Below are 25,221 nucleotides of genomic sequence, written 5' to 3'. Positions count from 1 at the left end.
ATTGGTTCAAAATCCTCTCGTCATGAAGCTTCGATTCGTAGATAGAAGACAGTTTTATCTATAATTGTCTGAAACGGTATTAGGCAAGCGTGTTTTTCTGCTCATCCGTAATGACCGGAGTTGGCCGCGAAGCAGGCGCTCGTTCGGGCCTGCAGCATCAGGACGTCTGGCCCTGGCTACCGCAACAGCCGGGATCAGGCGCGCCTGCCAGGAGCGAGCCTGCCGTGACTGGCGGTAAGGGTGCCGCAGGACGGTCGACTGAGCTCATCCATTTCGGGCGTTGCAGGCGCTGCAGTGTGGCACCATTGGACCGGGTGTAAACCACGTCGGGCTTTCCGGTCGTCGACACTAGCCGACGATCGCAAACCGCTCGCGGGAGGCATGCTGCAGTCGCCGCGGCGGTCCCCCGATCCATTGCACGTGCCGCTCCAACGCAGTCACGGCATTTTCGACCTTGCCGGCACGAAGAAATGTGAGAATCGTGCGATGATCGTTGTCGACCCGCGGCTCCCAGTCCGTCAGCCAGGTGGCGAACAGAAATCGAGCGCTCGCGGCATGGAGGTCGTCAATGGCGGAGAGCAAGCGCGGCATACCGCAAGGCTCGAGGATGAGCCGGTGGAATCTGCGATTGGCCTCTTCCCAGGTGCGGACATCGCGCGCATTGTCGCCGTCGATCGTCGCCTGTTCGGCTTGATCGAGACGTGACGGCGTGAGGTGTTCGGCCGAGTGGCGCAGTGCCAGACCTTCGAGGGCGGCGCGCATCTTCGCAACCTCCTGCACCTCCTTGAGATCGAAGGAGGCAACACGAACGCCGCGGCGCGGTTCGCTGACGGCGAGGCCTTGGGCTTCCAGGCGGCGCAAAGCCTCGCGTACGGGGACGTGCGACGATCCGAATTCCTCGGCGATATGGTCCTGCTTGAGCTTGGAGCCGGGCGGCAGGGCGCCTGTCACGATGCGCTCTGCGAGCGCGCGACTTATACGGCCAGCTATCGTGTCGTCGTTATGAATAGTCATATTTTAGAGATAGTTCCTGCGCTCGACGCTGTCGAGGTGCGTGCCACGCGTGGCTGTGGATTTGTCTGCGGCATCTATCCGACGGTTTGGAAGACGATGGATCATGACAATCTGGCCGGCAGCATCCTTGGCTGCTGTTGGCGGCGTCGCCAAGCGGTTTCAGGCGTCTCGCGGAGGGGGATTGCACGTATCCTGCGTGGCCGATTGACTGCTCAGCATCGCGGCGGCGATGGTCTTAGAAGCAGCTTTCCAGACATTGAACGGGAGCTCAAGCGTCATTTCGTTTCCGGTCGCTACGCGGCTGCGAGAGGCGTCCGAACGAGAGGGAGTGGCTCGCTGCCGCCACGCGATCGACGAGGTGGGGTCGCCGCTCGCCGGCCGCCACGATTGGCCTGATCCAAGCGGGCGTTGAAGGCCGTTCGCAAGAGATATTCTGCCGCGTTGACCAAATGCGCCCGCCTTGCGGATCCACGGATGTGACCCGATGGAGGGGTCGTGTTGTTGGGAACCGCCACGGTGGTATGCCGGGGCGAGGTGCCGAGGCAAACAGAAGACGGATTGCCGGCCGCAACCGGGCTTCAAGCCGTTGCTGACGGTGAACTCTGGTCGGCACGAGCGAAGACACTTGCGGATTGATGAGGCACGTTCAGGGGTAGTCGCCATAGCGTCCGCCTTGGCGATATACCATGCAATCGTGGTCGGCCTGCGCGAGGCAGTGTGCGCATCCCGGCGCCTTGGGTTGGCTGCGCAGTTTGTGATCGCGCCATCTGCTTGAAGCTGGATAGCGGGCTCGGCAGAAGCTGTTTGCTGATCATCTCAGCTTACATCGATGTCGTTGCGTTGAGCCGGCGTCGCGCGAACGCGGTGCGGCCGTGGGCCTCCCTGGCCCTGGGAGGTTTGAAAGGGATCCGCAATTTCACGTAGGCCGGGTGCCGAATTTGAGGCGCATGTGCAAGCTGCTTTTGGCGAATACTGGCGGTCATCGTGATCCTTTGATGGGACGCTTTTCCTGGCAGGGGCCTCTGGCGCTCAGGCAGACTAGCGCAAGATGTTCGGCGCATAGGCAACGGCATACGATCACCGGGAATGCCTGGGGCATTTCGTTCGCCTGCCGCCAGTGATGAGGTCGACAGTGGGAAACACCGGTTCGTAGGCGTGCATTGGCGAGGCCTCAAGGTAGGGTGAGGCCGTGGCATCGTCGTTGGTTTGCGGCTGGTGTCGGATGGGCTTGGTAGGCTCATTGGTGGCGAGACGGGCGGCTGTCATTGTGCAGTTAGGCAGAGTTCCCCGCGGGGAACATTTGGGGAGCCATCGGTCCTGTGCTGCCGTTGAACGGGGCGCAGGTTCGCCCGACAGCCCGCCACGCTAGGTTTTGCTGGCTGCCGATTTCGCAGATAGCCGGCGGAATGCGGTTGACAAATCACTGTCTCGTCCCCGATTCTATCAATAGTTCACGATGCAGGATCGTTCGCAGGAGGCGAAAGCGGTTCATTTCTGGACCCGATGCCCCCGCAAGGCACCTTTGGCGGCATTTTTCCAGCCTCTGCCGCCGGTCAAAGCAATAAGGTCTAGCGGAAGCGAATGCGGCTTTAATTGCCGTAAGCGAAAATACGCACGCTTAACCAATGGTTTAGTCAACGTAACGCTGACCTCGTCAGCAGGCGCTTCGGAAGCGATCGACGCACGTCGAAAGCACTTTTTCTCCCGGCCGTTTCCACCAGTTCCCCGCCGAAAAGATCTCCACTTCCTGCGGACCGCGATAGCCGGCCGTTTCGAGGGCGCGGCGGATTGCCTTGAGGTCTATGACACCGTCTCCCATCATCCCGCGGTCGAGTAAAAGATCCGTTGTCGGAACCAGCCAGTCGCAGATGTGGTGTGCCAGGATCCGGCCAGACGCGCCGGCGCGCGCGATCTGCTGCTCAAGTTTCGGATCCCACCAAACATGGTAGACGTCGATGGCAACACCGACGCCGTGGCCAAGTAGGTCGCAGATATCGAGCGCCTGCTCGAGCGTATTCACGCAGGCGCGATCGGCGGCATACATCGGATGCAGCGGTTCGATCGCAAGCGGTATGCCGGCGGCGCGCGCATGCGGCAGGATTGCGGCGATACCATCGGCCACCATTTCGCGTGCGTGCGCGAGATCTCGGGATCCTGCAGGCAGGCCGCCAACGACCAGGACGAGGCAGTCCGCGTTGAGAGCGGCAGCCTCATCGATGGCCTTCCTGTTGTCGTCGATTGCTGCGGCGCGTGCCGCAGCGTCGGCCGCGGGGAACATGCCGCCGCGGCAAAGGCCTGTCACCTGCAACTTGTTGTCGGCCACGATGCGGGCGGCTTCCGAGAGGCCGATGGCGTGAACCTGATCGCGCCACGGGGCGATTGCAAGGATATCCTGCTTGAGGCAGGCTTCGACAGCCTGTCTCATGTTATACTGCTCGCGAACGGTCGCGAGATTGATCGAAAGGCCGTCGACTGCCATGCGTGTTTCTCCCTCACCTCGCCGGTGCGAAGTGGATGCCGAGGTGTCTCAAATCCCTGCTGTGGCGAGGATTGTTTTCATTCTGTCGGTGGCGAGGTCCGGGTCGCGCAGGACGCGAGCCTGGTCGGCAAGGCGGAAGAGTTCCGCAAGATGCACCACCGAGCGCGCGCTCTGTTGGCCGCCGAGCATCTGGAAGTGGTTCTGGAAGCCATTGAGATATGCAAGGAAAACGACGCCCGTCTTATAGAACCGCGTCGGCGCCTTGAAGATATGGCGCGATAGTGGCACGGTCGGAGCCAGGATATCATGGAAGCCGACGAGATCGTCTTCGGTAAGCTTTTGTAGGGCTGCGCTCGCCGCAGGTGCGACGGCATCGAAAATGCCGAGCAGCGCGTGTGAGTACCCCTGCTCGTCCCCGGCGATAAGCTCGGCGTAGTTGAAGTCGTCTCCGGTGTACATCTTGACCGCCGGATCAAGCCTCCGGCGCATGACGATCTCCTTTTCCGCTGAAAGCAGAGAAATCTTTACGCCGTCGACCTTGCTTGCATGATCATTGATGATGGCGACCGCCGTTTCCATGGCCTGCATATCATTGCGCGAGCCCCAATAGCCGGCGAGCGCAGGATCGAACATGTGGCCGAGCCAATGGATGATCACTGGCTGGCGAACCTGCTGCAGGATGCGGTCATAGACACGCACGTAATCCTCGGGGCTCTTGGCGGCCGCGGCGAGAGCGCGGCTTGCCATGAGGATGATCCTGCCGCCCTGCTCTTCGACATAGGCGACCTGCTCTTCATAAGCGTGGGTCACATCGTCAATGCTCACCTCCGGACCGGGGGGCAGATGGTCGGTGCCGACCCCGTAGGCGATCAGCGCATCAGGGCGTTTGCGCGCTGCCGATTGGACATTGGCGATCAGTTCCTTGGCGCCCGTCCAGTCTAGCCCCATGCCGCGTTGGGCCGTGTCCATCGCCTCGGCCACACCGAGGCCGAGATCCCACAGGTATTCGCGGAACGCAACCGTGCGCTCCCAGTCGATGTTGCGATCGAGCCAGGGATCGTTGTCGGCCAACGGATCGACCACCACGTGCGCGGCCGCAAAGGCGACGCGGTTGAAGGCGTGCCCGCCGGCCGGGCGTTCCGGTGCGGCAAGCGGTGTGTTGGCGACCGTGTAATCCTGCAGGGTACCGCCGGAAACGGGAAGACGAAGTGTCGCTGCCATGGTCGTCAGGCAACCTTGCGGACGGAGGAGTCGGCGAGCGAGGGGACATCCACCCAGCGGCGTTCCTTCCAGCTTTGGTGTGCCAGTTCGGCAAGTTGAACGCCCTTGGCGCCTTCGCGCAAGGTGAACTTCCACGGTGCATCCTCGACGACGTGGCGCAGGTAGTCTTCCCACTGCGCCTTGAAGCCGTTGTCGAACAGCTGGGTTTCCGGCACCTCGTCCCAAGTCTTGTAGAAGTCGATCGTCTGCGGCTGGTCAGGGTTCCAGACCGGCTTCGGCGTATTGACGCGATGCTGGGTCCAGCACTTCGTCAGGCCGCACACGGCCGAGCCATGGGTGCCGTCGACCTGGAAGGTCACGAGGTCGTCACGACGCACGCGAACTGCCCAGGAGGAGTTGATGTGGGCGACGATCCCCCCTTCGAGCTCGAAGGTCGAATAGGCCGCATCGTCGGCATCGGCCCGGTAGGTCTTTCCATTCTCGTCGACGCGACTTGGGATATGGGTGGATGCATAGCAGCTGACGGCCTTGACCTCGCCGAACAGGTTGTCGAGCACGTAGCGCCAGTGCGGGAGCATATCGAGGATCATGCCGCCACCATCGGCCGCGCGATAGTTCCAGGAGGGGCGTTGCGCCTTCACGCCCCAATCACCCTCGAAGACCCAATAGCCAAATTCGCCGCGCACAGAGAGTATCTTGCCGAAGAAGCCGCTGTCCCTCAGCAATGCGATCTTGCGCAGACCCGGCAGGTAGAGCTTATCCTGCACGACGCCATTCTTGACGCCGCGCTGCTCGGCGAGCGTCGCAACGGAAAGCGCCTCCTCGAGCGTCTCGGAGATTGGCTTTTCGCAATAGACATGCTTGCCCGCCTCGACTGCCTTTTTCAGCAGCGCGACGCGCATTTGCGTCGAGCCCGCATCGAAGAAGATCTTGTTGTTCGGATCCGCAAGGGCGCGATCGAGATCAGTGGTGGTGCGCGTCAGGCCGTGCTTGCGGGCAATCCATTCGATCTTGTCGGCGTTGCGTCCGACGAGGATCGGATCGGGCATCAGGTAGTCGCCGTTGGAAAGCTGGAGGCCCCCCTGCTCGCGGATTGCCAGAATGGACCGCACCAAATGCTGGTTATAGCCCATGCGGCCGGTGATCCCATGCATGATAATGCCAAGCGAAATCGTCGCCATCTGCGTCTTCCTCCCAAGTAAATAACTATTTAGTTACATAAGTGACATGCGCTCCCCATGCTGTCAACCCGGCCCAAGAAACACGGACTTGTCGTGGGACTGAACTCCCCGAAAGTCGCTTGCATGTCGTTGCAGCAATCCTGTAGCGCAATCCCTCCGTTTCGCCCTGAACGCCGAACGCAAACCGCTGGATATCCGTGGCGGAACCCCTTATGCGGTAGGCTAGGTGATTGGTTTGAATTCCGGCAAGTCGAGTATATGAAGGCAATTTCTGGCACCAACCTAGAGCAGGCGAAATCGCACAACCGGCGTGTCGTGATCGAAGCGATCCGAACGAACGGGCCGTTGTCGCGGGCGGCACTGGCTCGGTTGACGGCACTCAGCACGCAGACGGTATCGAACATCGTCGAGGAGCTGGAAGGGTCTGAGTTACTGAAGGCGGAAGCCCCGTTAAAGGCAGCCCGTGGGCAGCCGATCACGCCCTACTCGATCAATCCGAACGGTGCCTATTCCATTGGTCTGGAGCTGGAACGGGATCATGCAGTTGGCGTGCTGACCGATCTTTCGGGACGTGTCCGGGCCCGGATCGAAAAGGCCGTCGACAGACCGACGCCCGGCGAGGCGATGCCGATCCTTGCCGGTATCGCCGACGAGCTGCAACGGAGCTTCCGCTTCGATCGCGCCCGCTTGCTTGGTGCCGGCATTGCGATGCCGGGGCGTTACGCTGCCGAAGGCGTGACATCGCTCAGCCCCGTGACGCTGCCTGGCTGGCAGGATTTTCCCGTGGCCCGGGAACTTGCCGGTCTTGTCGGCGCGCCTGTCCTCATCGAAAACGACGCGACGGCCGCCGCGATTGGCGAGCGGCTCTACGGTGTTGCGCGCGGGCTAAGCAGCTTTGTCTACCTGTTTCTCGGCGGGGGCATTGGTGCTGGCATGTTTCTCGACGGCCATCTCTACAAAGGAAGCGGCAGCAATGCCGGCGAGATCGGCCATATGATCGTGGTCCCCAATGGTCTGGCCTGCGTGTGCGGCAAGCGTGGTTGTCTGGACCGCTACGTCTCGCTCGGCTCGGCCTACGAATATCTCGACATTCGTGATTTCGAACAGCACGATCCCGAAACTCTTGCCGCCCTTATCGAGAAAGGGAACACTCGGATTGATGCCTGGGCAGAGGCTGCCGCCGAACCCATGCGTCAGACAATCGATTTTCTCGAACTGGCCTTCGACCCGCAGACGATCGTGCTTGGCGGTTCGATGCCTCCCTCGCTGCTGCAGCGCCTCGTTCGTCAACTCGAACCCTTGCATACGCCAGTTAATCCCGGGGCGGAGCGGAACCTGCCCCGCATTATGATCGGTGCGACTGGCAGAGACACGGCGATCTTGGGCGCTGCGGCACTGCCGATTTTTTCGGAAACGAACCCCCAGTTCGATGTCCTTCAAAAGCCTCTAGGCTGATAGCCTCACGGATAGGCGTAGAGGACCGGCATCAGTCCCGAGACCGCCTTGAAGCGCTCCCAGGATTTGTCGACCGGTTTCGTCCAGGCGCTCTCGGCAAGAGCCGAGATCCGCGGAAACACCAGGCGGTCGAAGACGGCACGATCGGTCATCGGTTCCGACCAGATGCAGGCCTGGATGCCGCGCAGCTTCTTCTTCTGCTCGTCGCTCCAGCCTTCCACCGGATCGAAATTGTAAAGCTTCTCCGGCTCCGACCACCCGGCCCAGCTGGCGCCCGGCTCATCCCAATCGGGACTGTTGGCCATGTCGAGGTAGTAGACCTGCCCAGGGCAGACGACCATTTCGTAGCCTTGACCGGCGAGCGCTGCCGAGACTTCGACGCTTCGCCAGCCGCAGAGATAGCTTTTTGCCTTGTCGATGACGTTGCCATGCGCGGCCTCCTCCCATCCGCCGGTAATGCAGCCTTGCTCGGCAAGAAAGGTCTGGATCCGCGCGAGGAACAAAGATTGCAAAGCGGCGGCCCCAGAGCCGTCGATATCATCGGCGCCGTGCGTATTGGTGATGACGTTGAGGCGCTTGGCATGCGCGTCGGCAATGGCGTCTCCGCCGATCTGGCGCAGTCGCGCCAAGGCTTCCGGCGAGCCCGACCAGGCGCCAAGGGGCACCTCGTCGGCGCCGATATGGATCGTCTTGAAGGGGAAGAGTTCGATCAGCTCGCGGAAGATGGTTTCCAGAACCTCATAGGTCTTCTCGCGGGCCGGGTTCACGCAGTTATCAGGGAAGCCCTGGACCGAATAGTAGCTTCCGGCTTCCTGCGGGTCGCGAAGTTCCGGGATCGCCTGCTGCATGGCGTAGCAATGTCCAGGCACGTCGATCTCCGGCACGACCTCGATGCCGAGCGCCTTGGCGTGTGCCACGATCTCGCGAACCGCAGCCTTGGTGTAATAACCGCCGGTGCGGGCTGCGCTGGAACCGAGCAGCGGCGGAATGGCAAGGCCATGTCCGCGCCAGGCGCCGACCTCGGTCAGGGCTGGATAGGCGTCGATTTCGACGCGCCAGGCCTCGTCGTCCGAAAGGTGCCAATGAAAGCGGTTGACCTTGTTCCAGGCGAGGATACTGAGCAACTTCTTGATTTCGGCCGTGCCATAGAACTGTCGGGCGACGTCGAGATGCAAGCCCCGCCATCCCATGGATGGCTCGTCGCGGATCTCGCCTTCAAGCGGGAAGCGGAATGCCTGCGGATAAAGGTGCGCGCCGCGCCAAATCTGCCCCAGAGTGATCAGGCCGTAGAGCAAGCCCGTTTGCGTGCTGGCGGAAATGCGAACGATATCGCCGGCGAAGGAAACGCCATAGGCCTCCGCAGCGAAGCCGTCGATCACATCAAGCATGACAGGCATTCCGCCTTCGGAGGCAGGACGAACAATCCCCTCGACGGCAAAGAGCTGTTCGACAAGGTCGGTAAAGGCAGCCGCTGCGGCAATGGCCTGGGGATTGCTGGCGTTGAGCGCGAACCCCGAAGGGACCGAACGCTTGCCCGACACCGACACCTCGTGCGGCCACGGCACGATCGCAACAGGTACCGGTGGATTGGCCGGCACGGGATAGATTTCTGCGCCACGCTTCAATGGCGCATTGTTGGCGAGCGATCGGGTCGGCTCCACCGATAGCGCAAGCGTGCTGCCGTTGGCAAACGCCACATAGGCGCCGGTTGCCCCATCCGTCCAATGTTGAAATGGCCAGCTGAGGGAGGAGATGGTCAACGTCCATGTCTTGCCGGACTCAAGCTCGAAATTTTCGGGCGGCAGAAATTCAGTGAAGTTCGATAGCCGGCGACCGATCGTGCCACCCTCGATCTGAACTGCTGGATCGACCCGTCCCGGTCCGCTGATGCAGAGCGTGAAATCGGCAATCGACTTCGACGAAAGGTTCTTGAGTGTGAGCGTGTAGGCCTGGGCTCGTTCTTCCGAAGCGGGCAGCCATGAGCTTTCGAGCCGCAGGGCGGGTTGGCGCTGTATCGACATGATCATCTCTTGATAGCGTTGCGGGGGATTAGGTTCTGAGCATTCCGGCATAGACGCCGGGAGCGGAATTGGGGATCGGCATGGCGCCCACCGCCTTCTCGTAGAAGGCGGCAGGCCCGACATCGCCTATAATGGCGTATCCGTAGCCCATGGTTCTGAGATCGAAGAGGCTGGCAAGCAGCAAGGCATGTCCGATCCCCAGCCCGCGCGATCCTTGCTCGACGCCGGTCGGTCCAAAAAAGCTGCGCGCAATGGATTCATGGCAGGCAAAGCCGACCAGGTGCTGGTCACGGATTGCGATAAAGCAGGTTGGCGGCTGGCGGGTCAGTGCGACTGCCGTTTCGCTCGCCCAGCCGTCGCCAAATTCCTCAGCGACCCATTTGGTCACGAGTTTGGCTTCCGGTGCGAGTGGGCGCCGGATCGTCACGCCAAGATCCTTCATCCTGGCGGTGAGATCGGTATTCGGCTCGAGGACCGATAGATTGACGAGATAGTCCAAGGTTGCCTCCCTTAGTTCGATGCAGCCAGTGGGCGGATGAAATGGTTTGGTCCGACCTGTTCGACGGCCGTCGACGGCGGCCGGCTCAGGGCACGGACCTTTTCGGCCTGCTCGAGAAAGCGAGCACTTCCTCCGGTGACGAACGGCTTGCCGCCATCGGGTACGGCCGACAGCAGCAGTTGCGTGTATCGGTGCCGTGGATTGCTGATGACCGCGTTCGTATTCCCCCACTCGACCATTTGACCGGCAAACATGACGACAATTTCCTCAGCGACATGCGCGGCCGTCGCTATGTCGTGTGTGATGTAGAGAAGCGCGAGGTTCTTTTCACGCTTGATGCGCGCAAGAAGCTCGAGAATTCCCATGCGGATCGACACGTCGAGCATGGAGGTTGGTTCGTCCGCCACAAGCACGCCCGGCTGTACCGCGAGAGCACGCGCAATATTGACGCGTTGCCGCTGGCCGCCCGAGAGCTCGTGCGGAAATTTCCGTTTTGTGAGTGCAGGATCAAGTCCGACATCGGCAAGGAGCGTCGAGACCGCATCCGACAGGGCTGCCTTGCCCTCGGCGTGCTTGTGCAGGATGAGCGGTCGCGACAGGTGGTGCTCGATCGAAAAGACGGGATTGAGCGACGAGAATGGATCCTGAAACACCATCTGGACCTCCCGGCGGTAAGCGCGCTCATCCGCAACGGGGCCGACATCGGTGAAATCGCGTCCCCTGAACCAAAGCTTGCCTGTCGTCGGCTGATCCATGCGCGCGATGATGCGGGCGCACGTGGTCTTGCCGCAGCCAGACTCCCCGACCAGCGCAAGAGCCCTGCCGGGATTGAGCGATAGCGAGATCCCGCGCAAAGCGTGAACAGGGCCGAAGCGGCGTTCGATATCGGTCAGACGGATCACCGGCTCGGACAAAGCCGTAGACAGTTGAGGGCTCGTGCTCATGCGATCGCTCCCGCCAGGTGCCGGCCCGGGAGCTGCGGTATGGCGTTCCATAGTTTGCGGGTATAGTCGTGAACCGGCGCCTGGCTGACCTGCCTGACGTCACCGACCTCGACGAGTTCGCCTTTCAGCATGACCCCGATCCGGTGGCAAAGCTGTGCCATCAGGTGCAGGTCGTGGGTGATGAACAGTACCGAGAAGCCGTAGGTTCGCTGCAGGTCGATGACCTGCTCGAGGATTTCCCGCTGCACCACGACGTCGAGCGCGGTCGTCGGCTCGTCCATGATGATCAGTTCCGGCCTCAGCGCCAGGCAGATGGCAATGACGATTCGCTGCCGCATGCCGCCGCTGAACTGGTGCGGATAGTCGGAAAGGCGGCTGGTGGGAATACCAACCAGTCTGAACATCGCTTCGGCCTGTTGGCGCGACTGGTTTTTCGAGCAACCGGTGTGTCGATGCAGCACGTCATGAAACTGTGCATCGATGCGCACCAGCGGGTTCAGCGAGTTCATGGCGCTCTGGAACACCATGCCGACGCGTTTCCAGCGGATCTTCTGCATCTCCACCTGGGGCAACTGCAAAAGGTTCTGCCCATCCAGAAGGATTTCGCCGCTGGCGACCCAGGCCGGCGGTTTCGACAGGCGCGTGATGGCATAGGCGATTGTGCTTTTTCCGCAGCCGGACTCGCCGGCAAGGCCGAACAGCTCGCCTCGGCCGATGCTGAAGGACACATCCTTCACCGCTCGGAACTCGCCCTTGTCGAGCAGATAGTCGACGTTGAGGTCGCGGATCTCAAGGAGATCATTGCTCATCTGGCAGCCTCCAGATTGCGATTGCGTGCACGATTGAGCCTGAGCCAGCGGCTGAGTGCCGGGCCGGAGCGAAGCTGCGGATTGGCGATCTCGTCAAAGGTGAAGTTGACAAGCGCCAGGCCGAGGCCAATCAGCGCGATGCCGGCGGCCGGCGCTCCGATATCCCACCACGCGCCAAGGATGATCGCCGACGAGTTCTGCGCGTTGTAGAGCATGGTTCCCCAGCTCACCTGCAAGGGGTCGCCGAAGCCGAGATATTCCAGCGTCGTCTGTGCGACGATGGCGTAGATGATGCTGCCGACGAGGTTGATGCCGATAAGCGGCAGCAGGTTCGGCAGGAGCTCCACGAAGACGATACGCCAGCCCGGTTCGCCGATCATTCGCGCAGCCGTGACGAAATCGCGGGTCCGCAGCGCAAGCGTTTGCGATCGGGTCATACGCGCTCCCCAGGGCCAGGACGTCAGAGCGATGATTGCCATGATCGCGAGCGGCCCGACTGTGCCGGCAAACGATGCAAGCAAAATGAGGAGCGGTATGTTCGGTATGACAAGGACGGCATTCGTCGCGAGGTCGAGTGCGGCGTCCGTGCGGCCGCCGACATAGCCGGCAATCAGGCCGATCACCGTGCCAAGAACCGTGATGGCGATACCTGTCGCAAAACCGACTGCGATCGATGTGCGCGCGCCCCAGACGAACTGCGTGTAGACATCACGGCCCATCTTCGTCGTGCCCATGACATGCTCGATAGTGGGCGGCTGATGCGACCGGCCAACACGTGCGCTCGGGTTCGCCGGTGCAATGACCGGCGCCAGGATCGCCATCAGGCAAAGTGCCAAGATGATGACGAGACCGACGATCGCCTTGCGCTGCTGGCGGATCAGTTTCAGTGCAGCATTCATTCGGCGGCCTCCCGCAATCTGGGGTCAACGAGACCATAAATGATGTCGACGAGGAGGTTGGCTCCGAGCGTTGCCAGCGTCATTAATAGTAGCTGCCCCTGGATGACGGGATAGTCGCGGGCGACGCTTGCGGTAAACAAGGTGAGGCCTAGACCCGGATAGTTGAAGACGATCTCGGTAACGATCGATCCGCCGAAGACGGCGCCGAGCATCAGCGCAAGGTTCGTCAGCACCGGGAGCATGGCGTTTCTTGCACCGTAACTGAACATCACTGTCATCGAGGTCAATCCCTTGGCACGACCCATGGTGACGTAGTCTTCGCCAAGCACGGAGATCATCGACGATCGCATCGTCGTCTGGAATTCCCCGATGAGATAAGGCGACAGTGTCAGCACCGGCATGATCGCGTGAAAGAAGACGCTTCCGACGAAAGCGAAATTCAATCCGGGGTCCAGGCCCGGATCGTAGGCATAGCCGACGGGAAACCAGCGGAGCGACACGCCGAACACGAAGAGCGTCGTCAGTGCGACGATCACCGGCGGAACGGCGATCATGACGACCGACAGGGGTGAAACGATCGTGTCGAAACGGCCGCCGCGCCGCCACGCGGCCACCGCGCCAAGCGTCACGCCGATTAGCAAGGAAAACAGGATCGCCGTGATGACGAGGAAGGCGGTCCACAGGGTCGAGCGAGCGAGCACCTCGACGACGGTCTGCGGATAATATTTCACCGAAACCCCGAGATCGAGTGTTGCCAAACCTTTCAGATAGTCAACGAATTGGGTGGTGATCGGCGCGTTGATCGCCCCGAAGCGCGCCTTTATCGCTTCGATCGCGGCGGGTGTGGCGCGAGAGCCGAGCTGGGCGATCATCGCGTCGACAGGCGTCCCCGGCATCAACCGGGGAACCGTGAAGTTCATGACAATCGCAAACACCAGCGCGATCGCGTAGACGCCAAGGCGTCGAGAGGAAATATGCATCCTGTCGCTTCCCTAGCCGAGCTTATTGCACGGGCTTCAGACGCAGCAGGTGCACGAGACGCATACGGTTGTTGTCATGGTTTTCCGGGTTCATGACGGGTTCCTTGTCCGTCACCCAGCCGGTGAAGCGCTTGGTCGAATACTGATACCATGTGGGGCCGTTGAACACCGGCACCATCGGCATGTCGTCCGCGACGATCACCTGGATCTCATCAAAGAGCTTCCGGCGTTCGTCATCGCTCGTTGCCTTGCGGTAGGCGTTGAACGCCTCGTCCAGCTTCGGATTGGAGTAGCGCGTCGCCGCGCTCGTGATGCGACCGGCAAAGGCCGTCGACATCGACTGGTAGTAGCCGCGGAAGGGTGTCGAGCCGTCGGCGCGGGAATTCAAGGCGACATCGAAGCTGCCGTCGAGCAACTGCTTCTGCCACTGCTCGTACTCCGGCGTTGCCACCGATACGTTGAGGCCGGCCGCACGCAGCCCTTCCGCGGCAATCTGCGCATCGTCGATCCAGTCGGTCCAGCCGTTGGGGATGATGATCGTGAAGGCGATCGGCTGCCCGCCCGGCGTCGTCCGGAAGTTGTCGGCGCCCTTCTTGTAGCCGGCGTCGTCGAGCACCTTGTTTGCCTTGTCGACATCATAGGCCATCCACTCGTCGGCGGCACCTTCGGCTGCCTTGTTGCGCCAGGCTTCGAAGCGCGGCGGCAGGCCGCTTGCATGCTGGCTGGCGACCGGATAGCCGAAGCCCGCGACATCGACCATCGAAGCGCGATCCATGGCGAGGCTGAAGGCGCGGCGGAAATTGAGATCGTTGAAAGCCTGAGCGTTTGCGCCATTGCCGGTCTTCAGGTTCATCTGGAACGCAACGGTTTCGGCCGGCGGCTGCCAATAGCCGTTGTTCTTGGGATCCAGCGCCACGAATGTCTTGTCGATCTGCGGCAGGAACGAACCGATCCAGTCCATCGTGCCTTCCGGTAGTAGTGCCAGCATCTGATCATTGCCCGATATCTGCGGGAGTTTCAGGCAATCGACATGCAGCGAGGCTGCATCCCAATAGTTCGGATTGCGGCACTGTTCGTAGACTTGTGGCGTGAAACGGCGGATCTCCGTCATCGGGCCGGAGCCGACCGGGTTCTCGTTCTTGAAGGCGACCGGATCGGCGACGTCCTTCCAGATGTGTTCCGGCACGACAGGGAAATCGGCAAGCGATTCGGGGAACTCGGTATTGACGTCCTTGAGGTTGATCTTGACTTCGCTTGGCGACGGCGCCTCGACCGACGCGACTGTCTCACCGACGCCGACGGTATCGGTCGCCGGGTTCTTGAGCATCAGTTCCAGCGTGTACTTGACGTCCGCTGACGTTAACGGCTGGCCGTCCGACCATTTGACGCCATCGCGCAAGACATAGGTGATCGACTTGAGGTCGTCGGAAAACCTGTAGCTTCTAGCCAGCCGGAAAATGGGTTTGCCGCCGTCATCGGCATTGAAGATCACCAGCGGCTCGTAGATGAAATCCATCGTGCTCTGGCGTCGGCCTGCGAGGTCGAAGGGATTGAAATTCCTGACCCAGCTCGTCTGCTCCTCGATATGCATCGACAGCGTTGTCTCAGCGTTCGCCGGCGTTGCGAGGACGCCTCCGCAGGTCATGAAAGAGACTGCGAGGCCAGTCGCAGACAAAAGGATAGCGCGGCGCGAAAACGCGCAATAACGCCTTGTTTTCATGGTCTTAAGTTCCCTCTTTTGAGCTTGATTTTATTTAGTCAATCAATTTGATTTAATCAAACTACGATTTTTCGCATCGGTCAATCCGAGGCGCGGAAAATTATTCGCGGGAACCACAAGTGGCGGTGGAATGCGTTAAAGAATGGAGGAAGAAGCCGCGTGGAGGGCGCCACAGGCAAGGTGAACGATGCTTCACGACCGGTGGAGTTTACGCCGGCCTGACGGCGTCCGGATGGGCTGCCTTGAAGGCCGGCAGTGCATTGCACGCATCGGCAATGCGCGCGACGCGGGGAAACGCCGACATTTCGATCCCCCAGCGACGGGCGTTGTAGACCTGCGGCACGATGCAGAAATCGGCCATTGTCGGCGTGTTGCCAAAGCAGAAGCGGCCCGTCGTCGGATTGTCAAGCATCTGCTCGAGTGCGCGTAGTCCGTTGCCCATGAACTTGATCATCCATTCCGTTCGCGCGCCCTCATCGCCGGTAAGGCGGGCGACGTGGGAGACGACGTTGAGGTTGCAGATCGGATGGATATCCATCGCAACGGCATAGGACAGCGCCCTCACCCGTTGCCGCCCCATGACGGTATCGGGCAGGAACCGGCCTTCTGGTCTTGTCTCGGCAAGGTATTCGATGATGGCCAGCGATTGGGTCAGCGTATGCCCATCGATGCGCAGGCTCGGAACCAAGCCCTGGGGATTGATGCTCAGATAATCAGGATCCCTGTGAGCCGAGGCGAGCAGGTCGATCGGTACGGTATCATAGGCAAGCCCCAGCGTTCGAAGGGCGATGCGGACCCGATAACTCGCCGAGGAACGCCAGTAGTCGTAGAGCACGATCTCTGTCATTGGCGCTCATCCCCACTGTAGCGCTGCACCATCTGCTCGATCGCGCCGAAAATCGATGCACCATGCTTGTCGTTCATCTCGATGCGTACGGTATCGCCGAAGTGCAGGTAGGGCGTCCTCGGCCCGCCGAGCTCGATCGTTTCGATCATCCGGATCTCGGCGATGCAGGAATATCCATTGCCGCCTTCGGCGATGGGCTTACCGGGGCCGCCATCACGCTTGTTGGAGACAGTCCCGGAACCGATGATCGAGCCTGCGGTCAAAGAGCGTGTCTTCGCCGCGTGCGAAACGAGCTGCCCGAAGTCGAATGTCATGTCGACGCCGGCATTGGCGCGGCCAAATGGAACGCCGTTCAGACTGACCAGCAGCGGAAGATGGAGCTTGCCGTCCTGCCAGGCGTCGCCGAGCTCGTCTGTCGTCACGGCCACGGGTGAAAAGGCCGATGAGGGTTTCGATTGGAAGAAGCCAAATCCCTTGGCGAGTTCATCGGGAATAAGGCCCCGCAACGAGACATCATTGACCAGCATCACTAGCCGGATTGCGTTGCGCGCATGTTCGGGCGTCGCGCCCATCGGCACGTCGTCGACAATGACGGCCACCTCGCCTTCCATGTCGATGCCAAAGCTCTCGTCGGCGGCAAGGATCGGATCGCGAGGTGAAAGGAAGCTATCGGAACCCCCCTGGTACATCAGCGGATCGGTCCAGAACGTGCGCGGCATATCCGCGTTCCTGGCTCGACGCACCAGTTCGACATGGTTGACGTAGGCCGATCCATCCGCCCATTGGTAGGCGCGCGGCAGCGGCGAATGCACATGCCGTTGGTCAAAGGGCCGAGATAGCTCTGAGCCGGCTTCCAGTCGCTCGGCAATGCGGGCAAGCCTGGGCGCGGCGGCCGGCCAGTCGTCCAGCGCTGCCTGCAGCGTGCGGGCGACCTCGCCGGCATCGGCAAAGCGTGTCAGGTCTCTGGAGACGACGATCAGCCGGCCGTCCCTTGAAGTGTCTTTGAGTGTGGCGAGTTTCATGGGATCTGTCCGAGTTCGGCTCACTTAATGCCCGGTGTTCCATCGAAGCGCCTTTCCAGGCCATCCCAGCAATCGATGTAATCGTCCTGCAGCGTCTCCAGTTCAGCCGCATATTTCGTCAGCTGCTGCGGGAAACGGGTCTCGAACATGAACGCCATCGTGTGATCCAGCTTGACCGGTTTCAGTTCCGTGTTGGACGCCTTTTCGAAGCCTGATGCATCCGGCCCATGCGGCAGCATCATATTGTGCAGGCTCATGCCGCCCGGAACAAAGCCTTTTTCCTTGGCGTCATATTGTCCATGGATCAGGCCCATGAACTCGCTCATGATGTTGCGATGGTACCAGGGCGGTCGGAAGGTGTGTTCGGCAACCAGCCAGCGCGGCGGAAAGATCACGAAGTCGACGTTCGCCGTGCCCTCTTCGCCGCTCGGTGCCGTCAGCACCGTGAAGATCGATGGATCCGGGTGATCGAAGAGAATGGCGCCGACCGGGGAGAAGGTGCGCAAGTCGTATTTGAATGGCGTATAGTTTCCATGCCACGCTACGACGTCGAGCGGCGAATGCCCGATCTCCGTCACATAGAACTTGCCGCACCACTTCACATGCACCCGGCACGGTGTCTCTTTGTCCTCGAAGGCTGCAACCGGGGTCTTGAAGTCGCGCGCGTTTGCCAAACAGTTGGCGCCGATCGGCCCACGATCCGGCATGGTGAACTTCGCGCCGTAGTTTTCGCAGATGTAACCGCGCCATTCGGGTCCCCCGCCGAGACGCGCGACCTTGAACATCATGCCGCGGGGTACGAGGCAGATCTCCGCAGGCTCGACTTCCATCACGCCCATCTCGGTGAAGACGCTGATGGCGCCGAGTTGTGGAACAATGAGCAGTTCGCCATCGGCATTGAAGAAATAGTCATCGACCATGTCATCGTTGAAGGCATAGGCATGCGCAGCCATGCCGACCTGGGTCATGACATCGCCGGCCGCCGTCATCGTTCGGATTCCGGCAAGAAAGTCCGTGCGTACTGTCGGTGTCGGGACCGGATCCCACCGCAGCTGACCAAGTGGCAAGGAGTGATCATCGAGACATGGCGCCGATTTCCAGAATGGACAGCGCGCATTGGCAAATCTGCGGGCGTGACGCACGCTTGGCCTGATGCGGTAGAGCCAAGAACGCTCGTTCGTCCCGCGCGGAGCGGTAAACGGTGAGCCCGAAAGCTGTTCTGCGTAGAGACCATAATTGCATTTCTGCGGACTATTCTGGCCCTGCGGCAGTGCCCCGGGAAGCGCCTCCGTCTCGAAGTCGTTACCGAACCCCGGCATGTAGGCGAGCGCGGCGGCTGCGGCCCGTGCACGTGGTGCTTCGGTCGTGTCCATGCTTGCATCTCCTCCACTGATATAGTTACAAACGTAACCGTCGATTTTGTAACTATCAAGGAGCGGAACATGGCGGGCGGATTCGAGCTGGACGGCTTCATTCCCTACCGGCTCAACCGGGCATCGGAACTGATCAGCCTGTCATTCGCCCGGCGGTACAAGGAGGAGTTCGATCTGACCCGGCCGGAATGGCGGACATTGGCAGCGCTTGGCAGCGTCGGCGTGATGACGGCAAAGGACGTTGGTGCTCATTCGCACATGCACAAGACGAAGGTGAGCCGGGCCGTTCGCGCGTTGGAACAGCGCCACTGGTTGAAGAGAGTTCCAAGCGACATCGACCGACGCTTCGAGCAGATCGAACTCACGGCGCTTGGCCGCCAATACTATCAGAAGATCACACGCCTAGCGGACAAATACCAAGAGACGGTGCGCCTCATGCTCGGCGAAGAGGCGATCCGGCATCTCGATCTTGCGCTCGCGGCGATCGAGGCCTCTGCAGGGCTGCGACGTAAATCGAAATGAACTATGAGCCAGTCAACGGATAGCCCTCGAAGGTCTTCAAGGTATTGAGGACAATCGAGGTCTTCACGTGCTGGACGGATTCGTGCGGCAGAAGCACGTCGTTGACGAAGCGTGAAAGGCCGGCAAGACCACGGGTTGCGACCTTGAGATGATAGTCCATTTCGCCCGTTAGCGCATAGGCCTCCAGGACCTCCGGAAGACCATTGACCAATTGCGCAAAGCGGCGGGCGTTGTCGCGATTGTGCGTCGCCAATGTAACCGAGATGACGACCAGCAGGTTGAGCCCCAACCTCTCCGGATCGAGATTTGCCTGATAGCCGCGAATGAAGCCCTCGGCTTCCAGCCGCGTTCGTCGTCGCGAACATTGCGAGGCTGAAAGGGCGATGCGTTCGGACAGTTCGATATTGGTCAAACGTCCGTCGCTTTGAAGCTCGGCGAGGATCTTGAGATCGAATCCATCCAGTTGCTCAGGCATTGTATGAAATGTCCATTATGTGCGTGTTCCGTGCGTATAATTTGCCTGACGCGCTCACAATGCAAGCACATTGCATCGAAGCAGGGCCATAATTGCATCAAATTGCTACAGCCGCAGGAGCAGCAAATGGGCCCGTATCCACACGACGCACCGCCGTCTCAGATTACCCCGGACAACCCCGCAGGAACGGATGGGTTTGAATTCGTCGAGTTTGCGCATCCTGAGCCGGAGAAGCTCGCGGAACTGTTCACGCGCATGGGATATCAGGCTGTCGCAAAGCACAAGACCAAGAACATTACCGTATGGCGTCAAGGCGACATCAACTACATCGTCAATGCCGAACCGGGCAGCCATGCCATGCGCTTCGTCGACAATCATGGTCCTTGCGCTCCGTCGATGGCATGGCGTGTTGTCGATGCCAAGCATGCATTCGAGCACGCCGTTGCCAAGGGCGCGACCCCTTATGAAGGGGATGACAGGACCCTTGATGTGCCGGCGATCGTCGGTATCGGAGGATCGCTTCTCTACTTCGTGGAGCGCTACGGTGCGAAAGGCTCGGCTTACGACCTGGAGTTCGACTGGCTGGGCGAGCGTGATCCGCGGCCAAAGGGCGTTGGCTTCTTCTACCTCGACCACCTGACCCACAACGTCTATCGCGGCAACATGGACAAGTGGTGGGATTTTTATCGGGAACTCTTCAATTTCAAGCAGATACACTTCTTCAACATCGACGGCCGCATCACTGGGCTGATGAGCCGAGCAATCACCTCGCCCTGCGGCAAGATCCGTATTCCGCTCAATGAATCGAAGGACGAGACCAGCCAGATCGAGGAATATCTGAAGAAGTACAAGGGTGAAGGCATCCAGCACATTGCTGTCGGCACCGACGCCATCTACGAGGCGACGGACAGCCTCGCCGAGAATGGCCTTCGCTTCATGCCCGGCCCGCCCGAAACCTACTACGACATGTCATGCGAGCGCGTGCACGGACATGACGAACCGATCGACCGGATGCGCAGACATGGCATTCTCATCGACGGCGAAGGCGTGCTCGATGGCGGCACGACAAAGATATTGCTGCAGATCTTCTCGAAGACCGTGATTGGCCCGATATTCTTCGAGTTCATCCAACGCAAGGGCGACGAAGGCTTTGGCGAGGGCAACTTCCGGGCGCTCTTTGAATCCATCGAAGCCGACCAGATACGCCGCGGCGTGATCAAGCCGGCTGCCGCCTAGCGGTTGACGTAACTGCGAAATCAATGGCCGTCGGGGGCAACAGCCTCCGGCGGCACCGTTTCGAGCAGGTTCTTCCGATGAAAGATAAACAGGCCGGCGATGACGATGATCGTTGCGCCTGTGATCACGTAGAGATCCGGAACGTCGCCGAAGAACAGGTATCCCAGCGCAATTGCCCAGATCAGCAGGCTGTATTGCAGCGGTGCCAGCAGTGACGCTGGGGCGAGCTTGAGTGAACGTGTGATCAAAAGGTGGGCGCAGGAGGCAACGACGCCAAGCGCAAGCATCCCACCGAGTTCGACCTGCGTGGTTGGCTGCCAGGTGCCGATTGATAGCACCGCACCGACGAGGAGGGCGGCGATCATTTGCCATGTCACGAGCGTCGTGTCGCTGGTGTTGCGCAGATATCGGTTCAGAACCAGGGCCACCGCAAAGGACAGGCTGCCGACAATGCCGAAAAGCGAGGGCAGCGACAACATCGCCGAGGATGGCCGCAGCGCGATCACCACGCCGCAGAACCCGACGAAGACTGCGAGCCAACGGCGCCAGCCGATCCGCTCGTTGAGGAAGAAATGCGAGAGCGCGGCGACATAGATCGGTCCGGCCATGTAGAAGGTCATCACGTCAGCGAGCGGCAGGTAGGCGACGGCGGCGTAAAACAGGCCGACATCGAGTGTCGCCAAGAGCACGCGCAGGACCTGCAGCCCCTTCAGCTCTACCTTGACAAGCTGGGCAGGACCTTGCCGAGCGATAAGCGGCCCCAGAATGATGAAACTTCCGAGTGAGCGGATGAGCAGCACTTGCCCGACAGAGAAGTTTGTCACCAGCCACTTACCCATCGCGTCGTTGAGGGCGAAGAGAAAGTCCCCGAGCAGCATCAAAACAACGCCCATCAGTACGAAGTTCTTGAAGGCAGTCGCGGTAGGCTGCGGTTGCATGTCGGATTCCCGTCGTCGGCCGCCGCCTCGTTGCGGCAGGCGTGGCGTCGCGCATATGGTCTGGGGTGTCAAGTCGTTGCGGAGGCTATTGCGACTTGCCGCGGAGCATTTCTATGATCGCCGAGAAATCGCGGCCGCCGTTCCCCTGTTTCTCGAAAAGGGCGTAAAGCTGGGAGGCTTCCGCCCCAAGCGGCGTCGATGCACCGGTGGAAAGTGCCGCCTCCTGCGACAGCCTCAGATCCTTCAGCATCAGTGCGGCCGCAAAGCCCGGCTTGTAGTCGTTGTTCGCGGGCGACGTCGGCACCGGCCCCGGGACTGGGCAATAGGTGCTGATAGACCAGCATTGTCCCGACGAGGTCGAGGCGACGTCGAACAGTGCTTGATGCGAAAGGCCGAGCTTCTCGCCGAGTGCGAAGGCCTCGCAGACACCGATCATCGATATGCCGAGGATCATGTTGTTGCAGATCTTGGCCGCCTGTCCGGCACCCGCCTCGCCACAGTGAACGATTTTCTTGCCCATCGCTTCCAGGATCGGCTTGGCCTTCGCAAAGGCGTCGTCGGAACCTCCAGCCATGAAGGTCAGCGTACCAGCCGCGGCCCCGCCGGTGCCGCCGGAAACCGGGGCATCGAGGGAAAGGCAGCCGGCATTGCTTGCCATTTCGTGCGCCTTGCGGGCGCTATCGACGTCGATCGTGGAGCTGTCGATCACAAGCGTACCGGCGGGAATGGAGCGAAGGATATCAGTCCAGGCGCTGAGCACGTGCTTGCCCTGCGGCAACATCGTCACGACGATCTCCGCGTCCGAGACAGCCTGGCTGATATGGCTCGCGGCCGTCACGCCATGTGCTTGCGCGGCCTGCAGGACAGGGGCTGCCAGATCGAAACCCGTGACCTGATGACCCGCCTTGACGAGGTTGGCGGCCATCGGCCCGCCCATGTTGCCGAGCCCGATGAAGGCGATCCTTGCCATGACATTCTCCTATCTGTTGTCTTCCAGGATCATGGCCGCCGCTTTTTCGGCGATCATGATCGTCGGCGAATTGGTGTTGCCCGACGTGATCGTCGGCATCACGGAGGCGTCAGCGATCCGAAGCTTCGACAGAGCCCTGAACTTCAGACGGGGATCGACGACACTTTCGCGATCCGAGCCCATCCGACATGTTCCGACGGGATGGAAGATCGTGGTGCCAATGTCGCCGGCCGCCTGCGTCAGTTCAGCATCCGTGCGGTAGCTCGGGCCGGGCTTGAACTCCTCCGGATTGAACCGCGCGAATGACGGCTGTGCTACGATTTTCCGCGTCAGGCGTATCGAACGGATAGCTATGTCGCGATCGCGTTCGGTCGAGAGATAGTTCGGGCTGATCGTCGGTTGGGCGGCAAAATCCGGGCTCGCCAGATGCACCGAACCACGGCTCTCCGGCCTCAGATTGCAGACGCTCGCTGTGATGGCCGGGAACGGGTGGACTGGATCGCCGAACTTGTCGAGCGACACTGGCTGCACGTGATATTGAAGATCGGGCGTCTCCTTGTCGGGACCGGAGCGGGTAAAGACGCCGAGCTGGCTGGGTGCCATTGCCATCGGTCCTGAACGCCTGACGAGATATTCCAGGCCGATCGCCGCCTTACCGATGAGCCTTGTTGCCTTCTCGTTCAACGTCGGAACGCCGGTGACTTTGTAGGCCATCCGAAGCTGCAGGTGATCCTGCAGGTTCTCGCCGATGGCCTTCACCTCGATGGCGACCTCGAGGCCCGCATTCTTGAGCACCTCACCGCGGCCAAGGCCCGACAATTCCAGAATATGCGGTGAACCGATCGCGCCGGCTGCCAGGATCGTTTCCCGTGCCGCGTCAGCACGCTTCGTGGTGCCGCCATGCTTGTAGTCGACACCAGTGACGGCGCCCTCCTCGATCACCAACCGGGAGACCTGAGCCTTTGTCAAAACTGTCAGATTGCCTCGTCGCATGGCAGGACGCAGGAATGCCTTGGCGGTGTTCCAGCGAATGCCGGACCGTTGATTGACGTCGAAGTAGCCTGATCCCTCGTTGTTGCCGGTGTTGAAATCCGGGCTTTCGGGAATGCCCGCCTCCTTGGCGGCGGCCTGGAATGCATCGAGTACCGCCCAGCGCACGCGGGCTTTTTCCACGCGCCACTCGCCGCCTGTGCCATGCAGCTCGTTTTCGCCGCGATAGAAGTCCTCCGATTTGCGGAAAAACGGAATCACCTCGTCCCAGCTCCAGCCGGTGCATCCCATCTGTCGCCAGAGATCATAGTCGCGCGCCTGGCCACGCATGTAGATCATGCCGTTGATCGAGGAGCAGCCGCCGAGCACCTTGCCGCGCGGATAGTTGAGCGCGCGTCCGTTCAATCCATCCTGTGGCGCGGTCGTGAAGCACCAGTCGGTGCGCGGGTTGTTGATGCAATAGAGATAGCCGACGGGGATATGGATCCAGTGGTAATTGTCGCTGCCGCCAGCCTCCAGCAAAAGCACACGCGTGTTCCGGTCTTCGGACAGCCGGTTGGCGAGGACGCAGCCGGCGCTGCCGGCGCCGATGATGATGTAGTCGAAGCGATCCATGCGAATGCCACCCCGCGGCTTAGCGGCGGTAGACGAAGCCGAGTTTCCGACCGAGGCGCGATGCGTAGAACTCACCGATGATGCCGCGGCGGAATATCAGCACGCAAATCATGAACACGATGCCGGTGATGATCGTCACCGGAAATTCTGATGTCGCCAGATAGTTTTCGAGCGTGACGACGAGGCCAGCGCCAAACAGCGGGCCGATCAGCGTGCCGATGCCGCCAAGCAGGGTCATCAGGATCACCTCGCCCGACATCTGCCAGGCAACATCGGTCAAGGTCGCGAACTGGAAGACCAGCGATTTGACCGCCCCGGCCAGGCCTGCAAGAGCGGCCGACATCACGAAGGCGCCAAGCTTGTAGCGGGCGACGGAATAGCCGAGCGATATCGCCCGCTGCTCGTTCTCGCGGATCGATTTGAGGATCATTCCGAATGGCGAATTGATGAAGCGCCAGATGATCAGAATGCCGGCGACGAAGACGGCCAGCACGAAATAATACATGTTGGTCGAATTATTGAGATCGAGGAGGCCGAACAAATGGCCGCGCGGCACGGATTGGATTCCGTCCTCGCCATGCGTGAACTCCGATTGCAGGCAGAAGAAGAAGAACATCTGCGACAAGGCCAGCGTGATCATGGCAAAGTAGATGCCTTGGCGGCGGATCGCGAAAAAACCCATAACGAGACCGAGGACGGCGGCACCGGCTACACCGACCACGATGCCGAGCTCCGGCGAAAATCCCCATTCCTTGACGGCATGGGCCGTGAAATAAGCCGCTCCGCCGAAGAAGGTCGCATGGCCGAACGACAGAAGGCCAGTATAGCCGAGCAACAGATTGAAGGCGCAGGCAAACAGCGCAAAGCACAGAAGCTTCATCAGGAAGATCGGATAGAAGAAGAATGGCGCCAGCAGCAGGAGCAGCAGGCCGATGATGAGGAAGGCCGCCTGCACCGAAAGGGCGGTGCGGCTCTTTTCCGGTCTCATCGTTTCAGTGATCTCTGTCATCG

General features: G+C 60.7%; 23 protein-coding genes. 3 read left to right on the top strand and 20 right to left on the bottom strand.

Annotation, left to right across the window (positions count from 1 at the left end; genetic code table 11):
* Positions 1-348 precede the first annotated feature (348 nt).
* The 5 genes from FHX09_RS00425 to FHX09_RS00405 form a co-directional block, all read right to left on the bottom strand.
* On the bottom strand, positions 349-1,014 hold the full coding sequence (locus tag FHX09_RS00425; protein ID WP_007800526.1) for a GntR family transcriptional regulator: 666 nt from the start codon (positions 1,012-1,014) through the stop codon (positions 349-351).
* A gap of 3 nt (positions 1,015-1,017) precedes the next feature.
* Entirely contained in the window at positions 1,018-1,167 is a 150-nt protein-coding gene (locus tag FHX09_RS00420; protein WP_184448983.1) for a hypothetical protein, read from the bottom strand.
* A 1,501-nt stretch (positions 1,168-2,668) separates the two neighbouring features.
* Complete coding sequence (locus FHX09_RS00415) at positions 2,669-3,493, bottom strand: sugar phosphate isomerase/epimerase family protein (RefSeq protein WP_184448981.1); 825 nt, start codon at positions 3,491-3,493, stop codon at positions 2,669-2,671.
* 48 nt (positions 3,494-3,541) lie between these two features.
* Positions 3,542-4,714, bottom strand: coding sequence for a dihydrodipicolinate synthase family protein (locus tag FHX09_RS00410; RefSeq protein WP_184448979.1), 1,173 nt, complete (start codon positions 4,712-4,714; stop codon positions 3,542-3,544).
* A gap of 5 nt (positions 4,715-4,719) precedes the next feature.
* On the bottom strand, positions 4,720-5,895 hold the full coding sequence (locus FHX09_RS00405; RefSeq protein WP_184448977.1) for a Gfo/Idh/MocA family oxidoreductase: 1,176 nt from the start codon (positions 5,893-5,895) through the stop codon (positions 4,720-4,722).
* Between the two features lie 258 nt (positions 5,896-6,153).
* Here FHX09_RS00405 and FHX09_RS00400 point away from each other — a divergent pair, with 258 nt between their 5' ends.
* Positions 6,154-7,350 (top strand): ROK family transcriptional regulator, encoded by a 1,197-nt coding sequence (locus FHX09_RS00400; protein WP_184448975.1) that lies wholly within the window; start codon positions 6,154-6,156, stop codon positions 7,348-7,350.
* Between the two features lie 5 nt (positions 7,351-7,355).
* On the opposite strand, the gene FHX09_RS00395 is transcribed toward FHX09_RS00400, so the two are convergent.
* The 10 genes from FHX09_RS00395 to hmgA all read right to left on the bottom strand — a co-directional run bounded on the left by FHX09_RS00395 (position 7,356) and on the right by hmgA (position 18,464).
* On the bottom strand, positions 7,356-9,377 hold the full coding sequence (locus tag FHX09_RS00395; protein ID WP_183718675.1) for a family 20 glycosylhydrolase: 2,022 nt from the start codon (positions 9,375-9,377) through the stop codon (positions 7,356-7,358).
* 22 nt (positions 9,378-9,399) lie between these two features.
* Positions 9,400-9,870, bottom strand: a complete 471-nt coding sequence (locus FHX09_RS00390) for a GNAT family N-acetyltransferase (RefSeq protein ID WP_132588125.1) — start codon at positions 9,868-9,870, stop codon at positions 9,400-9,402.
* 11 nt (positions 9,871-9,881) lie between these two features.
* A complete protein-coding gene (locus FHX09_RS00385) occupies positions 9,882-10,814 on the bottom strand; it encodes an ABC transporter ATP-binding protein (protein WP_007795545.1) in 933 nt (310 codons plus the stop codon).
* A complete protein-coding gene (locus tag FHX09_RS00380; RefSeq protein ID WP_184448973.1) occupies positions 10,811-11,623 on the bottom strand; it encodes an ABC transporter ATP-binding protein in 813 nt (270 codons plus the stop codon). The genes FHX09_RS00385 and FHX09_RS00380 overlap by 4 nt, the downstream gene beginning before the upstream one ends.
* Positions 11,620-12,522, bottom strand: coding sequence for an ABC transporter permease (locus FHX09_RS00375; protein WP_132588127.1), 903 nt, complete (start codon positions 12,520-12,522; stop codon positions 11,620-11,622). The genes FHX09_RS00380 and FHX09_RS00375 overlap by 4 nt, the downstream gene beginning before the upstream one ends.
* Positions 12,519-13,502, bottom strand: a complete 984-nt coding sequence (locus FHX09_RS00370) for an ABC transporter permease (protein WP_132588128.1) — start codon at positions 13,500-13,502, stop codon at positions 12,519-12,521. The genes FHX09_RS00375 and FHX09_RS00370 overlap by 4 nt, the downstream gene beginning before the upstream one ends.
* Positions 13,503-13,524: 22 nt before the next feature.
* Complete coding sequence (locus FHX09_RS00365) at positions 13,525-15,147, bottom strand: ABC transporter substrate-binding protein (RefSeq protein WP_245505404.1); 1,623 nt, start codon at positions 15,145-15,147, stop codon at positions 13,525-13,527.
* A gap of 283 nt (positions 15,148-15,430) precedes the next feature.
* Positions 15,431-16,069, bottom strand: a complete 639-nt coding sequence (gene maiA / locus FHX09_RS00360) for a maleylacetoacetate isomerase (protein ID WP_184448971.1) — start codon at positions 16,067-16,069, stop codon at positions 15,431-15,433.
* A complete protein-coding gene (locus FHX09_RS00355) occupies positions 16,066-17,091 on the bottom strand; it encodes a fumarylacetoacetate hydrolase family protein (RefSeq protein ID WP_132588131.1) in 1,026 nt (341 codons plus the stop codon). Before FHX09_RS00355 ends, maiA begins: the two co-directional genes overlap by 4 nt.
* Positions 17,092-17,111: 20 nt before the next feature.
* A complete protein-coding gene (hmgA, locus tag FHX09_RS00350) occupies positions 17,112-18,464 on the bottom strand; it encodes a homogentisate 1,2-dioxygenase (RefSeq protein WP_132588132.1) in 1,353 nt (450 codons plus the stop codon).
* A gap of 69 nt (positions 18,465-18,533) precedes the next feature.
* Here hmgA and FHX09_RS00345 point away from each other — a divergent pair, with 69 nt between their 5' ends.
* A complete protein-coding gene (locus FHX09_RS00345) occupies positions 18,534-18,986 on the top strand; it encodes a MarR family winged helix-turn-helix transcriptional regulator (protein WP_132588133.1) in 453 nt (150 codons plus the stop codon).
* Between the two features lies 1 nt (position 18,987).
* Here FHX09_RS00345 and FHX09_RS00340 read toward each other — a convergent pair whose 3' ends face one another.
* Positions 18,988-19,461, bottom strand: a complete 474-nt coding sequence (locus FHX09_RS00340; RefSeq protein ID WP_184448969.1) for an Lrp/AsnC family transcriptional regulator — start codon at positions 19,459-19,461, stop codon at positions 18,988-18,990.
* A gap of 126 nt (positions 19,462-19,587) precedes the next feature.
* Here FHX09_RS00340 and hppD point away from each other — a divergent pair, with 126 nt between their 5' ends.
* The gene (gene hppD / locus FHX09_RS00335) at positions 19,588-20,697 is read left to right on the top strand and encodes a 4-hydroxyphenylpyruvate dioxygenase (RefSeq protein WP_132588134.1); all 1,110 of its coding nucleotides are present in this window, start codon (positions 19,588-19,590) and stop codon (positions 20,695-20,697) included.
* A 20-nt stretch (positions 20,698-20,717) separates the two neighbouring features.
* On the opposite strand, the gene FHX09_RS00330 is transcribed toward hppD, so the two are convergent.
* From FHX09_RS00330 to FHX09_RS00315, 4 genes are all read right to left on the bottom strand, one after another.
* The gene (locus FHX09_RS00330) at positions 20,718-21,635 is read right to left on the bottom strand and encodes a DMT family transporter (RefSeq protein WP_132588135.1); all 918 of its coding nucleotides are present in this window, start codon (positions 21,633-21,635) and stop codon (positions 20,718-20,720) included.
* An 85-nt stretch (positions 21,636-21,720) separates the two neighbouring features.
* Positions 21,721-22,605, bottom strand: a complete 885-nt coding sequence (gene mmsB / locus FHX09_RS00325) for a 3-hydroxyisobutyrate dehydrogenase (RefSeq protein WP_007795511.1) — start codon at positions 22,603-22,605, stop codon at positions 21,721-21,723.
* A 9-nt stretch (positions 22,606-22,614) separates the two neighbouring features.
* The gene (locus FHX09_RS00320) at positions 22,615-24,210 is read right to left on the bottom strand and encodes an FAD-dependent oxidoreductase (RefSeq protein ID WP_132588136.1); all 1,596 of its coding nucleotides are present in this window, start codon (positions 24,208-24,210) and stop codon (positions 22,615-22,617) included.
* Positions 24,211-24,229: 19 nt separating this feature from the next.
* A complete protein-coding gene (locus FHX09_RS00315) occupies positions 24,230-25,219 on the bottom strand; it encodes a branched-chain amino acid ABC transporter permease (protein ID WP_132588137.1) in 990 nt (329 codons plus the stop codon).
* Between the last annotated feature and the right edge of the window lie 2 nt (positions 25,220-25,221).

This window comes from Rhizobium sp. BK538 (assembly GCF_014197575.1).
Classification (GTDB): domain Bacteria; phylum Pseudomonadota; class Alphaproteobacteria; order Rhizobiales; family Rhizobiaceae; genus Rhizobium.
This window is presented reverse-complemented; position numbering and strand designations above follow the sequence as displayed.

What these genes read in the sequence shown, in the direction of transcription:
- FHX09_RS00425 (WP_007800526.1), bottom strand. Translation starts at nt 1,014, where the DNA reads ATGACTATTCATAACGACGACACGATAGCTGGCCGTATAAGTCGCGCG.
- FHX09_RS00415 (WP_184448981.1), bottom strand. Translation starts at nt 3,493, where the DNA reads ATGGCAGTCGACGGCCTTTCGATCAATCTCGCGACCGTTCGCGAGCAG.
- FHX09_RS00410 (WP_184448979.1), bottom strand. Translation starts at nt 4,714, where the DNA reads ATGGCAGCGACACTTCGTCTTCCCGTTTCCGGCGGTACCCTGCAGGAT.
- FHX09_RS00405 (WP_184448977.1), bottom strand. Translation starts at nt 5,895, where the DNA reads ATGGCGACGATTTCGCTTGGCATTATCATGCATGGGATCACCGGCCGC.
- FHX09_RS00400 (WP_184448975.1), top strand. Translation starts at nt 6,154, where the DNA reads ATGAAGGCAATTTCTGGCACCAACCTAGAGCAGGCGAAATCGCACAAC.
- FHX09_RS00395 (WP_183718675.1), bottom strand. Translation starts at nt 9,377, where the DNA reads ATGATCATGTCGATACAGCGCCAACCCGCCCTGCGGCTCGAAAGCTCA.
- FHX09_RS00385 (WP_007795545.1), bottom strand. Translation starts at nt 10,814, where the DNA reads ATGAGCACGAGCCCTCAACTGTCTACGGCTTTGTCCGAGCCGGTGATC.
- FHX09_RS00380 (WP_184448973.1), bottom strand. Translation starts at nt 11,623, where the DNA reads ATGAGCAATGATCTCCTTGAGATCCGCGACCTCAACGTCGACTATCTG.
- FHX09_RS00375 (WP_132588127.1), bottom strand. Translation starts at nt 12,522, where the DNA reads ATGAATGCTGCACTGAAACTGATCCGCCAGCAGCGCAAGGCGATCGTC.
- FHX09_RS00370 (WP_132588128.1), bottom strand. Translation starts at nt 13,502, where the DNA reads ATGCATATTTCCTCTCGACGCCTTGGCGTCTACGCGATCGCGCTGGTG.
- FHX09_RS00365 (WP_245505404.1), bottom strand. Translation starts at nt 15,147, where the DNA reads ATGACCTGCGGAGGCGTCCTCGCAACGCCGGCGAACGCTGAGACAACG.
- maiA (WP_184448971.1), bottom strand. Translation starts at nt 16,069, where the DNA reads ATGACAGAGATCGTGCTCTACGACTACTGGCGTTCCTCGGCGAGTTAT.
- FHX09_RS00355 (WP_132588131.1), bottom strand. Translation starts at nt 17,091, where the DNA reads ATGAAACTCGCCACACTCAAAGACACTTCAAGGGACGGCCGGCTGATC.
- hmgA (WP_132588132.1), bottom strand. Translation starts at nt 18,464, where the DNA reads ATGGACACGACCGAAGCACCACGTGCACGGGCCGCAGCCGCCGCGCTC.
- FHX09_RS00345 (WP_132588133.1), top strand. Translation starts at nt 18,534, where the DNA reads ATGGCGGGCGGATTCGAGCTGGACGGCTTCATTCCCTACCGGCTCAAC.
- FHX09_RS00340 (WP_184448969.1), bottom strand. Translation starts at nt 19,461, where the DNA reads ATGCCTGAGCAACTGGATGGATTCGATCTCAAGATCCTCGCCGAGCTT.
- hppD (WP_132588134.1), top strand. Translation starts at nt 19,588, where the DNA reads ATGGGCCCGTATCCACACGACGCACCGCCGTCTCAGATTACCCCGGAC.
- FHX09_RS00330 (WP_132588135.1), bottom strand. Translation starts at nt 21,635, where the DNA reads ATGCAACCGCAGCCTACCGCGACTGCCTTCAAGAACTTCGTACTGATG.
- mmsB (WP_007795511.1), bottom strand. Translation starts at nt 22,605, where the DNA reads ATGGCAAGGATCGCCTTCATCGGGCTCGGCAACATGGGCGGGCCGATG.
- FHX09_RS00320 (WP_132588136.1), bottom strand. Translation starts at nt 24,210, where the DNA reads ATGGATCGCTTCGACTACATCATCATCGGCGCCGGCAGCGCCGGCTGC.
- FHX09_RS00315 (WP_132588137.1), bottom strand. Translation starts at nt 25,219, where the DNA reads ATGACAGAGATCACTGAAACGATGAGACCGGAAAAGAGCCGCACCGCC.